The sequence below is a fragment of the Pseudomonas sp. DE0157 genome, assembly GCF_007678615.1.
GTDB classification, from domain to species: Bacteria; Pseudomonadota; Gammaproteobacteria; order Pseudomonadales; family Pseudomonadaceae; genus Aquipseudomonas; species Aquipseudomonas parafulva_B.
Map to the genome: position 1 here is coordinate 1 of NZ_VEJN01000026.1, position 14,283 is coordinate 14,283.

A 14,283-nucleotide genomic window follows, 5' to 3' on the forward strand; every position below is an offset into this window, starting at 1 on the left:
CCATGTGAGAGTAGGTCATCGTCAAGATTCATTTCGCAAAACCCCTATCTGCGTATGCAGGTAGGGGTTTTGTCTTTAAGTAGGAACTACAGAGATTCGCAGGCACGTCGACGACGGGCCAGCACACAGAATTTCTTGACGACCATAGAGCATTGGAACCACCTGATCCCATCCCGAACTCAGCAGTGAAACGATGCATCGCCGATGGTAGTGTGGGGTTTCCCCATGTGAGAGTAGGTCATCGTCAAGATTCAAACAAAAAGCCCCTGTCTGCGTTGCAGACAGGGGCTTTTTCTTTCCGGGTTAAACACCCCACATAGCTAGCTTCTGATAAGCGGCTGTCCCGCTGTGCGCTTCAGAACTGGTAGCTCACTGTGGCGCTGACATTGCGCTCTTCGCCCATATAGCAGTAATTCAAGCTGGCACACGAGGTGATGTAGCGCTGATTGGTCAGGTTGTTGGCATTCAGGCGGACATCCAAGCCCTTCAAACCCAGCTTACCCAGGTCATAGCCCAACGAGGCATCAACCAATGTGTAGGAAGGCACCTTGCGGCTGTTCTCTGCATCGGCCCAGCTATGCCCCACATACCTCACACCACCGCCCAATTTAAGCCCATCGAGCGCGCCTTGCCGGAAGTTATAGTCGGCCCACAGCGAGACCATTTGCTCCGGGGCCTGGGTGGGCGAATTGCCTTTGTTGTCCAGACCGCTGGATACCAGGCTAGGCATCGACTTCGAGTACTCGATGTCGGTGTAGGTATAGCCACCCAGCAGTTTCAGATTATCAGTAACCTGCACATGCGCTTCGAGCTCCAACCCTTGTGAACGCACTTGACCAACAGGCCTGTAGAAGTCTTCGTCAGGTTGTTTGGAAGCCAGGTTCTCCTGCTCGATACGGAACACTGAAGCGGTATACAGGTTGTCGCTACCAGGTGGCTGATACTTGATGCCGGCTTCCCACTGTGTGCCCTCGGTAGGAGCGAGCGGTTTTCCGTCTTGATCGGACACGGTATTCGGGTTGAAGGACTCGGAATAGCTCACATACGGCGCCAGGCCATTCTCGAAGAGATAGAGCACCCCAGCGCGAGTCGTGAAGTTGGACCGCTTGTCACTGACCCTGGTATCGGTATCGCGATTGTCCTCTGATACCTTGACCCAGTCCTGGCGCAGGCCCAGTGAGAAGCGCCATTGATCCAGCTCCACCAGATCCTGCAGATAGACCCCCGTCTGTTGCAACCGGCGTTGGTATCGGTTTTCACCAAGCACCCGCAGGTTGCCGTTACCATACTGCGGGTTAGCCGCATCCAGGGGGTCTACAGTGCCATAGCGCCACGAGACATCGGCTTTGCGACGCTGGTAATCCGTACCCAGCAGCAGGGTGTGCTTGGCGATGCCGGTGAAGAATTCAGCCTGGACCATGTTGTCGATGATGTAGGAGTGCAGCCGCTCATCACCCCCGGTGTAGGCTCGGGTCAGTACGGTACCGTCGGCATCTGCCCAACCTGCCGAGTACACTTGGTCCATCGACACGTCCGAGTCCTGGTAGCGGAAGTTCTGCCGCGCGGTAAATACATCGTTGAATCGATGCTCGAACTGATAACTGAACGACTGCTGGGTGCGCTCGTAGTTATCGATGCCCGGCTCCCCTTCGAAGAAGTGATCCGACAGGCGTACCCCATTACGCTTACTCAGCATTCCGTCTGCAGGGTTGCCACCGTGATAGCCCCCGTTTGGATCATGCTGCAGGTAGGCTTGCAGGGTCAGCGATGTGTCTTCGCTGAAGTCGATGCTAAGCGACGGGGCGATGGCGTAGCGTTCTTCCTTGTTGTGATCGAACTGCGTATCCGAAGCGTCTGCCAAACCGGTCAGACGGTAGGCAATACGCTCGTCTGCATCCAATGGGCCGCTGGTGTCGAAGCCCAGCCCGCGCTGACCTTGCGTGCCGACCGATGCTTGAACTTGATGAAAAGCGGTGAACACGGGTTTCTTGGTGGTCAGTGCGACCAATCCACCCGGAGAGCTACGGCCATACAGGACCGAAGAGGGCCCTTTCAAGACATCGATCCGCTCCAGGAAATAGGGGTCGACCTGCATCGTGCTGTAGGTGCCGTTGTCCCCCATGGACTTGAGGCCGTCTACATAGATGTTATCCACCGAGCCATCGTTGAAGCCTCGCATGGCCACGTAGTCATACCGGTGCGTCGCACCATAGGGGTTGGTCATCACGCCTGGGGTATAGCGCATGGCCTGTGCGACGGTTTGAGAGCCTTGGTCGTCGATCTGTTGCCGGGTTACCACCGAAACCGATTGAGACGTCTCGACCAATGCCAGGCTGCTTTTAGTGGCGACCTGGCTATGGGTGGCGTTATAACCCTCCATGCTCCCCAAGGCATTGCCAAGGGTGAAGCCTCGAATATCCGTATCGGGTAACGCCAGCGCTGCCTCCGCTGGCTGGGCCTGTACGATGAAGGTCCGGTTTCCTTGGTTCGCTGCTGTCAGACCGCTTCCAGCCAGCAGAACCCTCAGCGCCTGCTCAGCTGAGTACTGTCCATGAAGGCCTTTGGACTGCAATCCTTGAGTGAGTGCCGGTGTACTGGAAAGCGTGATGCCCGCTTGACGGGCAAATTGATTGAGCACTTCATCCAGGGGGCCAGGCGCAATGGCATAGGTCGAGCTGACCTGCGAGGCATCAGCGGCGAGTGTCATGCCAGGCACCATGGCCAATCCAAGCGCCGTCCCCAGCAAGGCAGCGCGGATGGCATTGCTCAGCAAATCTGAGTGCAAGACAGGTCGAAAATCATTCGCGCCAAAGGCGTACAGTTTTACCCGGTTGGTTGACATGAAAGCGTCCGTAAAGTGTGCAGGAGATTCTTCTCACTGATCTAGCCGGATGCGCGGCCAAAACCCGACACATTAGAATCAGGCCTTGTTGATCAAAGACTAGGCATGGCCCAGCGCCTCCACGCGCACCCACCATCGCGTCAACTGACGGACTTGAACGGGAAGCGTGGTAGGCAGCAATTGCAGCAGTTGCTCTGGATCTTGAAGGCGGAATACCCCGGACAAGCGAAGCTCAGCAATGTCGTCGCTGCAGGTGAGATAACCCCGGCGATAACGGCTGATCTGCGTCAGGAAATCCCTGAGCAGCATGTTCTTGCCGACGATAAGGCCTTCGGTCCAGGCCATCGCGTCAATCCCTGAAGGCGCCACGTGCTCGGCACCAGTGGCGGTGACGCGCCATTCTCCACCTGGCTCGAGCCATTGGATCAGGCCGGTGCCCTGCCTGCGGGTGAATACCCGCCCCTCGCTGACGACCACCCGCAGGCAATCGTCCTCCACACGCCCCACGAAGCGCCCCCCGACGGTTTGCAACGATGCGGTACTGGTGCGCAGCGTGACTGGCGCTTGTCCAGGACCTGCCTGTCGACAGTCCAGCATGACCTCCCCACGCTTGAGGTCGATCGCCAATTGCTGCCTGGTGAAGGCCACGTCCACGGCACTGCGGGTGTTGAGTTGTAATCGAGAGCCGTCGGGTAATGTCACGTGTCTGCGCTCGCCCGTGGCTGTCGCGTAGTCGGATGACCAGGCCTGCACCACACTCAAGTCCTTGCTCAGCCATGCAGCCGATCCGAACAGGGCAACGGTGCCCAGCAGCTTCAACGCCTGCCGCCGCTCAAGGCGGCGATGACTGGCCTCCAGTGTCTGCAGTGCAACCCCCGCAGCGGGCACGTGGCGCAGGTCCAAGTCCTGGTCCAAGTGCAGGACGCGCTGCCAGGCCAGCTCATGGGCCGCAGCCTCGGCCCGCCACTGCGCGATGCGTTCGTTTAGAGCCGGGTCTTCGCTGTGGCGAAGTTTCAGCATCCACTGGATTGCCTGTCTGACTGTCTTGGCGTCTGGATGAGGGCTAGGCATAAACGGTGACATTACGCTTCATAGCGCAGCAGGTAGCAATGATAAAGCGCGTCGGCAATGTAGCGCTCCACCGTTCTCACCGATACGCCCATCTGCTGTGCAATTTCCTGATAGCGCAAGCCTTCACATTGGGCTAGCAAGAAAGCAGTGCGCACCTTTGGCTTGAGGCCATCGAGCATTTTGGCGATACGTTCTAGTAGCTCCAGTAACAGCTCGCGGGTCTCAACATCGGGGGTGTTAGCCTCAGGCACCAGCGCCAGCGCTTCCAGATAGGCTTTATGCAGTTCCTCTCGACGCCAATGGTCGATGATCAACCCGCGCGCCACCGTGCGCAGAAACGCCCTGGGCTGCTGTATCTGCAGATGCTCGCGGCGTTGCAACAGCCGCATGAAAGTATCCTGAGCTACGTCAGCAGCGTCGGCCGCATTGCCAAGCCTGTGGCGCAGCCAGGTGTGCAGCCAGCCATGATGAGCGCTGTAGAGGTTTTGCACGAGATCGTTGCTAGGCATGTGACACAGCTGTCGGGGCTTAAATGATAATTAGTCTCATTGTTTCGCCCGGCGCGAGATTTTGCAACCTACCTGTCGATACCCACACCATTCAGTAGGGTCGCTGGCTGTCCAAATACCTTCGAATGGTCACAGCTGCGCTGTTGAGGTGATGCTCCAATACCGCAATCGCATCGTTCACACGTTTGGCACTGGCAGCATCGACCAAGGCTGTGTGATCGTCCTGGGTGAGCTTGCCCAGGCCCATCGACGAAAGATGAAAGCGCAGAAACCGCTCCTCCTGCATCAATTCGGCATCGATCAAGCGCAGCAGTTTCTGGTTTGCTGCTTTGCTATACAGCAACATGTGAAGCTCACGATTAAGGCGAGCGATCTCGGCATGTCGCGTCTCGTTTTCCAGTTGCTGGATACAACTGCGGGCCTTGGCGATGTCCTGAGCCGTCAGAAACGGAATGGATTGGCGCAACGCCTCGCTCTCGAGCAGAACACGCAAGTCGTAGGCATCTGCCGCATCCTCGCCGATCAGCGGCGCGACGACTGCGCCCTTGTGAAGCTCCACGTTCAACAGTGACTGCGCCTCCAGTTGACGCAACGCCTCACGCACGGGCATACGGCTGACGCCATAAAGTGTCGCCAATTCCTGTTGTCTGATTGCCGTTCCGGGAGGCAAACGACCCTCGAGAATGGCACTGCGCACGCGTTCTTCAATAACGCCGCGGGCCAGATGTGGCAGCAACTGTTCACTGTTCAACACGCTGCTCAGTTTGATTTTGTCGGCCACGCAACGCCTGCCTTAAACGATTACCAAAGTTGGATCCAATGACACAGTTATAGCTGTATGACGTGTCAAATGCCGGCTTCTACAGAGCCATGCCCCAGGGCGCGGCTATGGTGGATGAAGTTGCTCTGCAAAGGAAGTGACATGACCCGCGCGGCAAGCGTTGATGCGGCGGACGCCGACCGGGAGGCCGATGATCGCGATGTGCCATTGTCTTTTGCGGTGTCAGGCCGCACCATCGCTTCTTTCGACTGGCCTGGACAGGGCTTGGCAGTGGCGATCACCCCGATGCTCAAAACCGTGCTGCACCGAGTTGCCCTGGCTGCGCTGCTGGGTGGCCTGCTGCTGGGCGGTTTGCATGCCGACTGGGATTTCGCCCAGATCAGTCGCAAGTCGCAAGCGCTGTATGGGCCCTTGGGGGAGGGCAAGGCGCGGATCGATGCCTGGCAAAACCTCATGGCCACCCAGAAGCAGGGGACAGAGCTTGAGCGTCTGCAGGTGGTCAACCGGTTCTTTAACCAACAATTGCGCTACGTCGAGGATATCGATCTATGGCACGAGGTCGATTACTGGGCAACGCCGGTTCAAGCACTGATAAAAGGGGCTGGCGATTGCGAGGATTACGCTATCGCCAAGTACTTCAGCCTCAGGCGCATGGGCATCCCCAGCGAGAAATTGCGGATCACATACGTCAAGGCCTTGCGACAGAACCGGGCACACATGGTACTGACTTATTATTCAACGCCCCAGGCGCAGCCGTTGGTGCTCGACAGCCTGATGGACGCGATCAAGCCAGCCACCCAGCGTCCCGACCTGTTGCCCGTCTATGCCTTCAACGGTGAAGGCCTATGGCTGACAGGCGCCGGTGGCAACAAGAAAGTGGGCGACACCAAGCGCTTGTCGCGCTGGCAGGACCTATTGAAAAAAATGCAGGCCGAAGGCTTCCCGGCCGAGCCGGTTTACTGAAGGAGCACAGATGTCACTGTTCAAACAATTGCTGTTGGCTATTTGCCTGTTCCTGGTAGTGGCGTTCACCGGCAGTTTCATGGTCAGCCTGGAGAGTTCGCGAAGCCAGTATGTCAACCAGCTGCGCTCGCATGCACAGGATGCAGCCACTGCGCTGGCCCTGTCGCTTACGCCCAATATCGATGACCCTGCCATGGTCGAGCTGATGGTGAGTTCGATCTTCGACAGTGGCTACTACGCCAGTATCAAGGTGGTGGACCTGGCTTCCAATACGGTGCTCGTCGAGCGCCATGCCGAACCCGACCCTGGGGGCGTACCCCGTTGGTTCGTTCACCTGATCGGCTTGGAAGCTGCCGGCGGTGATGCGTTGGTCAGCCGTGGCTGGCAGCAGGCGGCACGCGTCGAGGTCATCAGCCACCCCATGTTCGCCATTGCCAAGCTCTGGCAAAGCGCGCTGGGCAGCCTGGGCTGGCTACTGCTCTGTGGTGCTGCCAGCGCTATCCTGGGCGCGTTGCTGCTGCGCCGGCAGCTCAAGCCGCTGGATTACATGGTCGAACAGTCCCATGCCATCGCCAGGCGTGAATTCCTGAGCCTGCCTGAACTGCCCCGCACGCCCGAGCTCAGGCGCGTTGTCCAGGCCATGAACCAGATGGTGGAAAAGCTCAAGGCACTGTTCACCGAGCAGGCCGAGCGCAGCGAGCGGTTACGCGCCGAGTCCTACCAAGACACCTTGACCGGCCTGTCCAACCGTCGCTATTTCGAAATGCAGCTCAATGCTCGGGTCAGCAACCTTGAGGAAGCACGGGCAGGCTACCTGTTGTTGCTTCGGGTTCAAGGCCTGGCGGGCCTCAACGCGCGTCTAGGTGGCCAGCGCACGGATCAGTTGCTGCAGGCGGTTGGTGAGCAATTGCGCCGCGCCTGCGCGAGCTTCCCGGAAACCAACGACCTGATTTCCCGCAGCCGTGGTGGGGAATTCGCCGTACTGGCACCTGGTATGGTGCATGAAGAAGCCATACAGCTGGCCCAGGCGCTCGAGGCCACGCTGCAGAGCCTGCATGAGACGGGCGCTACCGATATTCAACCGGTGGCCTGCATCGGCTTGGCCCCCTTCAGCCCGGGCGACGCTCCCCCAGCCCTACTCAAACTGGCTGATGAGGCCCTGGCACGCGCGGAGAACCAGCCAACCCCAGGTTGGGTCTGCCTGGAGCAAGGCGTCGCTGCCGTGGCTGCCGACAGCCAGCACGACTGGCATGAGCGCCTTGACCAGGCCTTCACCAACGGCCACTTCGAGCTGTTCTTCCAGCCGGTGGTCGATTGTGCAACTGCCCAGCATGTGCTGCACCACAAGGTGATATCCCGCCTGAAGGATCGACAAGGCGAGGCGCTGCCAGCCGGTCGATTCCTCCCTTGGCTCGAGCGCTTTGGCTGGATGCCAAGGCTGGACCTTCTAGTGCTGCAGAAGGTGCTGGCGCACATGCGTGGCCACGACCAGGTGCTGGCGCTGAACCTCTCCGCCGCTACCTTGGCGGACGCCCAGGCTCTGCACCGCATTTTCGAACTGCTCAGCCAGAACGTCGCTCTCGGATCGCGTTTGGTGTTCGAAATCGGAGAAGAGCAGCTACCAGACCAGCCGGCGTTGGAGAAACTGACCCGAAGGCTGCATAGCCTTGGCTTCGGCCTGGCACTGCAACGGTTTGGCGGGCGCTTCAGCATGATCGGCAACCTGTCCCACCTTGGGTTGGCCTACCTGAAGATTGATGGCAGCTACATCCGCAACATCGACCATGAGCAGCATAAGCGTTTGTTCATCGAGGCGATCCAGCGTGCCGCACACAGCATCGACCTGCCCCTGGTGGCCGAACGCGTGGAAACCGAAGGCGAGCGCGCAGTGCTCTGCGAAATGGGTGTAGGGGGGATTCAGGGGCAGTTGGTGGGTGAACCTGCCCCTTGGGCGCACCATAAGCGCTGACCAACAGTAATGAGGGCCCGCACGAGACCGTGCGGGCATAGCCTCAGCGTTCGCGCAGGGCCTCGGAGCGGGCTTTCATGATGGGCTTGAGCAGGTAGCTCATGATGGTCTTCTTGCCGGTCATGATATCGACCGTCGCCACCATACCGGGAATGATCAGCAGCGGCTTTTCATCGGTGCCCAGATGGCTGCGGTCGGTACGCAGCTTGATCAGGTAGTACGTGGTCTTCTTGTCTTCGTCGGTGATGGTATCGGCGCCGATCTGCTCGAGCTTGGCCTTGAGCCCCCCGTAGATGGTGTAGTCGTACGCGGTGAACTTGACCGTGGCTTCCTGGCCTGGGTGCAGGAAGGCAATGTCCTTCGGCAGAATCTTGGCCTCGATGACCAGCGTATCGTCCAGCGGCACGACCTCAATGATGTCGCTGCCTGGCTGAATCACGCCGCCGATGGTGTTGACCAGCAACTGCTTGACGATACCCCGTACAGGCGAGGTGACCATGGTGCGGTGGACACGGTCATCCAGCGCCTTGCTAGTAGCGGTCGCCTTGTTCAGTTCGGTCCGGGCTTCGTTCAGTTGGGTGAGCGCCTCGCTTCGGAACTTGCCGCGGGTCTCCTCGATCTTGCTCTGCACTTCTCGAACGGCCGCTTCGGCACGGGGGATGGCCAGCGACGTGGAATCGAGCTGACCACGGTTTTCAACCTCGGCACGACGCAAGCGCAACACTTCCACCTGGGAAATAGCACCCGTCGCGACCAAAGGCTCCGACATGCTGATCTCTTTACGCAGCAGCTCAAGGCTGTTGGCGTACTGCCCGCGCTTGGAGCTGTACTCGCGCAGTTCCTGCTGGCGCTGGACCAGTTGCTGTTGCAGTCCGCCAATCTCGTCCTGAAGCTGCTGGCGCCGACTCTGGTACAACGATTCTTCGCTGGCCGCTTGGCTAGGTGCGGCCTTGCGCAATTCTTCGTCGATCTTTAGTGGCTTGTCGTCAACCTCCGCACTCAGGCGCTGAACCCGCAGGGCCATGGCCAGCCGATCGGCTTCCGTTTCCCCCACGTTGGAAGCGAAGCGGGTTTCATCCAGGCGCAGCAGCGGCTGCCCCACCTCGACGATCTCGCCTTCCTTGGCGAAGATTTCCGCCACGATGCCGCCTTCCAGGTTCTGGATTTTCTGCACCTTGGATGACGGGATGGCCTTGCCTTCACCACGCGTCACCTCATCGATGGGCGCAAAACTGGCCCAGACGATCAGAAATACAAAGAACAGAATGACGCCCCAGATCGTCAGGCGCACCACACGCGGCGCATCTTCGATAAGGGCCTTGTTGACCTCGGGCAGCGGCTGACCGCCCAGCGAGTCACTGCCTTTGAAGTAACGCCGCAGGCCTTCCTTGAGTTGCCCGAAATCCAGCTTATGCGACACTGATCTGCCCCTTCTTCAACGCATCCATGACGGCCGCTTTCGGGCCATCGGCAACGATCTGCCCGCGATCGATCACGATCAGGCGGTCCACGAGTGACAGCAGCGAAGCCCGGTGAGTCACCAGCAGCACCGTCTTGCTTTCCACCACAGCCTGCAAGCGCTGTTTCAAGCGTTCCTCGCCGGTGTTGTCCATGGCGCTCGTGGGTTCGTCGAGCAGCAGGATCTGTGGGTTCAACAGCAAGGCGCGGCCCAAGGCCACGTTCTGACGCTGCCCGCCGGACAGGTTCTGCCCACGTTCGCCTACCTGCAGCTCGTAGCCGTCCGGATGCAGCCGCGCGAATTCATGCACGCCCGCAAGCTCGGCCGCCTGCAAGATCATTTCGTCGTCGATGTAGCGGGCCCCGCTGACCAGATTGTCCCGCAGCGTGCCCGCCAACAGCTGAATGTCCTGGGGCACATAACCAATGTTGTGGCGCAGTTCGCTGACATCGATCTGGCGAATATCCACGCCGTCGACCAGCAATGAGCCGCCATCGGCCTCGTACAGGCCAACGATCAGCTTGGCCAGTGAACTCTTGCCCGACCCGCTGCGCCCGATGATCCCCACCTTTTCGCCAGGGCGGATGGTTAGGTTGATGTTCTTAAGCGCCATGTTCTGCTGGTTAGGGTAGGTGAAGTCCACGCCGCGGAACTCTACGCTGCCCTGCAATACTCTGCGGCTGAGCGGGCGCTCTTCGAAGTTGCGCTCTTGTGGCAGCTCCATCATGTGGTCGGTGGACACCATGGTCACCTTGGCTTGCTGGTAGCGAGCCAGCAGACCATTGAGCTGCCCCAGCGGCCCAAGGGCACGGCCGCTGAGCATGTAGCACGCTACCAGGCCGCCCATGCTCAAGTTGCCGTCGATGATCAGGTAGACACCCACGCAGATCATCGCCACCCCTGCCAGCTGCTGAATGAGCAGGGTGATGTTCATCGCCAGGCTCGACAGGACCTTGACGCGCAACTCCAGCCGGCTGAGGGTACCGAGCGTCTGCTCCCACATGTATTGGCGCTCGCTCTCGGCGTTGTTGACCTTCACCGCGTCCAACCCTGCCAGGGTCTCGATCAGGCTCGACTGGCGCTCCGATGCCAGCGCCATGGTCCGTTCCATGGTCGCCATCAGCGGCCGCTGCAGTGCATAGCCGATGCCCAGGGCCAGCGGGAAGGCGATGATCGGGATCCACACCAGGTGCCCGCCGATGATTGCGATGACGATCAGGATGAGCACCGTGAACGGCAAGTCGATCAGGCTGGTCAGCGTCAACGACGCCAGGAAGTCACGTAATCCCTGGAACTCGTGAATGTTCTGGGCAAAGCTACCTACCCGGGCCGGCCGATACTTCATCGACATGCCCACGATGCGTTCGAACAGTGTCGCCGAAATGATCAGGTCGGTCTTTTTCCCTGCAAGGTCCAGGCATAACCCGCGCAGACCCTTGAGGATCAGGTCGAAGATATAGGCACCTGCGATACCGACCGCCAGCACCCATAGGGTCGAGGTCGCCTGGTTGGGAACGACCCGGTCATACACGTTCATTACGAACAGTGGCGCGGCGAGGGCGATCAGGTTGATCACCAGGCTGGCGGCGATGGCATCGATGTACAGCCACTTGCTGCGCAGCAGCGTATCTCGGAACCAGGATTTGGCCCGCGGGATCAAGTTGCCATGGTTGACGTCGAATTTGTGCTGCGGTTGAGCGAAGAACACTCGCCCGCTGTAGTCGTCCTGAAGCGTCTCGCGGCTGACCTGTACTTCGCCGCCATCGCTTTCGCTCAGCAACAGCCGCGCGGTGTCTTCGTTTTCCCACCCGAGCAACACAGCGCTGCGTCCACCCTTGAGCAACAGGATGGCGGGCATGGCGATGCTTGGGATCTGCTCCAGCTTGCGCTGCAACAGGCGGCCCTGCAGGCCGGCCCTGGCCGCCGCACGGGGCAGCAGCTCGGGGCTCAGGCGCTGGGCGGGCAAAGGCAGGCCCGTGGTAAGCATGACCCGGCTGGCAGGTTTCTGGTGCAGTACACACAAGCTCAGCAGACTGTCCAGCAAAGGATCGTCGTGCTGACTACGTGGGTCATGGTTGAGCTGGACTCGACTGACTTCTGATTCCACGCGGCGCTCTCTTCATCCTTGTGGTGGGTGGGGGTGAGCTAGCTGCCGATCATTTAATGGCAGCAGACTCAGGCATTCAGTGGGGCAATGCATGTCGGCGCCCGGCAGGCGTGCAGCGAGCGATGCAGTGTGTCGCCAATGGTCGCCTTGAATAAGGTGGTGAGTAAACAACTGTATTGGTCTCTTTACTACATGACGCTGATCAGCAGACAAACGTTTCATTTCTGAATCACTCTGCAACCCAGGCTTCAGCTGCTGAGAAAGGAGCAGAGAAACGATATGTATTGGGCCTGTCATTACAGCCTAGCTTAATGTCATTTATCAGGCGCTGGTTTGCTGGCGTTCGTGCAACCCATGTTAGTTAAAATTCATCCCTTGAAGCCCACTTCCTTGGTCGACTCTGGCCGATAATCGCAGGCGCGTGGCAAGGGCTGGTTTAGACGATGAGCGCCTTCGGCTGCCGTTTATTCAGCGGTGAGCCAGCCTGAAAATTTGCAGCACCTCGGGTCATTCTCGGGCATGTAATCGGCAAGGTTTATGCTTACGAGACTGAGGAATGTGGCGTCAATAAACAAAATCGACCTTCTGTTGACGCTGTCGGTCCTACTGAGCCCGACGAACGGTTGAAAAGCATGTGATTTCTGGCCGCTGTCATCACTTGGGCCCGCATGCTCTGTGCCATTGCGCTGTTTTAATGACGCAAGGCATTTGCTGTTGATTGGCCCTTGGCTAAGGTAAAAATATCAATGTGACATTACCTTGGTGATTGTTTAGGATGGCCAATATAAGGTCAATAGTTTGGCAGAAATCTAACTTCATTTCGTCATAGACGGAATGTTGACGCAACCAAGCGTCAAGAGATCATCGACATAATTCCTGTTCAGGTGGCTGCGGATGCCGCTCTGGCACAGAAGTACCCCAGCGGGTCACACGGAGAGTCCAATGAGCAGCGTTGTAGCCATCGTCAAAAGTATTGTCGGCCAGGTTATTGCGGTATCCCCTGAAGGCATCAGGCGTGTGCTCATAGAAGGCGATCGACTTCTTGCAGGTGAACAGGTCCTTACCGGTCCGGGTGGCGCGGTAACGCTGGAGTTGGCAGACGGCCGGTTGCTTGACCTTGGTCGTGATACCCAGTGGAGCGCAGACACGCCTGACAGCAGTACTGACTTGGGCCAGGCCGCTGCCCAGGCAGCGCCGTCGGTCGAGGAATTGCAACAAGCGATCGCTGCAGGCGCTGACCCGACCACCGATCTTGAAGCCACGGCTGCCGGGCCGACCGCTGCGGGCGGCGGTGCGGCAGGTGGCGGCCACAGTTTCGTCATGCTGGAAGAAACGGCCGGCAGCGTTGATCCCACGATTGGCTTCCCTACAGAAGGCCTTGGTTTTGCCGCAGCGGCCGCCCCCGTGGAGGTAGCTGGAACCACTGCTGACAATCGCGTCACCGCGCCGACAACGGGCACTACGGTTGCCACCACCCTTGTGGTCGGGGCCACGCCATCGATCAGCGAAGCGGGTGGCGTCATTGTTTATACCGCTACGGTTGGCCAGGCACCGAGCAGCGACCTTCTCATCACCCTGGCCAATGGCTCTGTGATCGTCATTCCGGCCGGGCAGACCACTGGCAGTGTCAATGTCGTGATCCCGCCGAATGACACGCCCTACATTGATGGTGGGCAAATTTCGACCACTGTTACCGGTACCAGCGGGGGGAGTGGCATTTCAGTAACTCCACCTCAAGGGCCGTTGGTTACTGAAATTACAGATACCATCGATGTCACCACTGCAACGTTGACCGCCACTCCCTCGGTCACCGAAGGCGGTGTGATCACGTACACCGTGACATTGACCAACCCGGCCCAGACTCCAGTGACTGTGACCCTGTCCAACGGCCAGGTCATCACTGTTGAGGCAGGCAAGACCCAGGGCAGCATCGACTTCCAGACCCCGGCCAACGACGTCTACAACAACGGTTCCACCGTTAGCGTGACCATCGACAGCGCCACGGGCGGTAATTTCGAACAGCTGACCCCGAACCCAGCGGCTGCCGTTACTACGATCAATGATTCGATCGACACTACCACTGCCACGCTGACGGCTTCGCCAAGCGTGACCGAAGGTGGCGTGATCACTTACACCGTCACGCTGACCAACCCGGCTCAAACCCCAGTTACCGTGATCCTGTCCAACGGCCAAGTCATCACTGTTGAGGCAGGCAAGACCCAGGGCAGCATCGACTTCCAGACTCCGGCCAACGATGTTTACAACAACGGCTCGACCGTTAGTGTGACCATCGACAGCGCTACGGGGGGTAACTTCGAACAGCTAACGCCTAACCCGACGCCAGCTGTAACGACGATCAATGATTCGATCGACACGACCACTGCCACGCTGACGGCTTCGCCGAGCGTCACCGAAGGCGGTGTCATTACCTACACCGTTACCCTGACCAACCCGGCTCAGACTCCGGTCACCGTGACCCTGTCCAATGGTCAGGTCATCACCGTTGAAGCAGGCAAGACCCAGGGCAGCATCGATTTCCAGACCCCGGCCAACGACGTCTACAACAACGGTTCCACCGTTAG

At 59.0% G+C, this 14,283-nt stretch carries 9 protein-coding genes and 1 rRNA gene; 4 read left to right on the plus strand and 6 right to left on the minus strand.

Features of this window, described 5'->3' with window-relative positions:
• Positions 1–134 precede the first annotated feature (134 nt).
• A 5S ribosomal RNA gene (rrf, locus tag FS777_RS21010) occupies positions 135–250 on the plus strand.
• Positions 251–355: 105 nt separating this feature from the next.
• Here rrf and FS777_RS21015 read toward each other — a convergent pair.
• From FS777_RS21015 to FS777_RS21030, 4 genes are all read right to left on the minus strand, one after another.
• Positions 356–2,770 (minus strand): TonB-dependent siderophore receptor, encoded by a 2,415-nt coding sequence (locus FS777_RS21015; RefSeq protein WP_306107669.1) that lies wholly within the window; start codon positions 2,768–2,770, stop codon positions 356–358.
• 171 nt (positions 2,771–2,941) lie between these two features.
• Positions 2,942–3,913, minus strand: coding sequence for a FecR domain-containing protein (locus FS777_RS21020; protein ID WP_058639857.1), 972 nt, complete (start codon positions 3,911–3,913; stop codon positions 2,942–2,944).
• 11 nt (positions 3,914–3,924) lie between these two features.
• On the minus strand, positions 3,925–4,422 hold the full coding sequence (locus FS777_RS21025; protein ID WP_058639853.1) for a sigma-70 family RNA polymerase sigma factor: 498 nt from the start codon (positions 4,420–4,422) through the stop codon (positions 3,925–3,927).
• Positions 4,423–4,513: 91 nt separating this feature from the next.
• The gene (locus FS777_RS21030) at positions 4,514–5,203 is read right to left on the minus strand and encodes a GntR family transcriptional regulator (protein ID WP_078477798.1); all 690 of its coding nucleotides are present in this window, start codon (positions 5,201–5,203) and stop codon (positions 4,514–4,516) included.
• A gap of 201 nt (positions 5,204–5,404) precedes the next feature.
• Here FS777_RS21030 and lapG point away from each other — a divergent pair, with 201 nt between their 5' ends.
• Positions 5,405–6,166, plus strand: a complete 762-nt coding sequence (gene lapG / locus FS777_RS21035; protein WP_178091307.1) for a cysteine protease LapG — start codon at positions 5,405–5,407, stop codon at positions 6,164–6,166.
• Between the two features lie 10 nt (positions 6,167–6,176).
• A complete protein-coding gene (lapD, locus tag FS777_RS21040; protein ID WP_100850568.1) occupies positions 6,177–8,135 on the plus strand; it encodes a cyclic di-GMP receptor LapD in 1,959 nt (652 codons plus the stop codon).
• Between the two features lie 43 nt (positions 8,136–8,178).
• Here the strand turns inward: lapD and FS777_RS21045 are convergent, their stop codons facing one another.
• Complete coding sequence (locus FS777_RS21045; protein ID WP_078477800.1) at positions 8,179–9,555, minus strand: HlyD family type I secretion periplasmic adaptor subunit; 1,377 nt, start codon at positions 9,553–9,555, stop codon at positions 8,179–8,181.
• The gene (locus FS777_RS21050; protein ID WP_028687928.1) at positions 9,545–11,701 is read right to left on the minus strand and encodes a type I secretion system permease/ATPase; all 2,157 of its coding nucleotides are present in this window, start codon (positions 11,699–11,701) and stop codon (positions 9,545–9,547) included. The genes FS777_RS21045 and FS777_RS21050 overlap by 11 nt, the downstream gene beginning before the upstream one ends.
• A 942-nt stretch (positions 11,702–12,643) precedes the next feature.
• Here FS777_RS21050 and FS777_RS21055 point away from each other — a divergent pair.
• Positions 12,644–14,283, plus strand: a 1,640-nt coding sequence (locus FS777_RS21055) for a retention module-containing protein (RefSeq protein WP_145257534.1), incomplete at its 3' end; no start/stop codon positions are given.

Excerpts from the sequence above, each read along its gene's own strand:
- FS777_RS21025 (WP_058639853.1), bottom strand. The coding sequence starts at position 4,422 with ATGCCTAGCAACGATCTCGTGCAAAACCTCTACAGCGCTCATCATGGC.
- lapD (WP_100850568.1), top strand. The coding sequence starts at position 6,177 with ATGTCACTGTTCAAACAATTGCTGTTGGCTATTTGCCTGTTCCTGGTA.
- FS777_RS21020 (WP_058639857.1), bottom strand. The coding sequence starts at position 3,913 with ATGCCTAGCCCTCATCCAGACGCCAAGACAGTCAGACAGGCAATCCAG.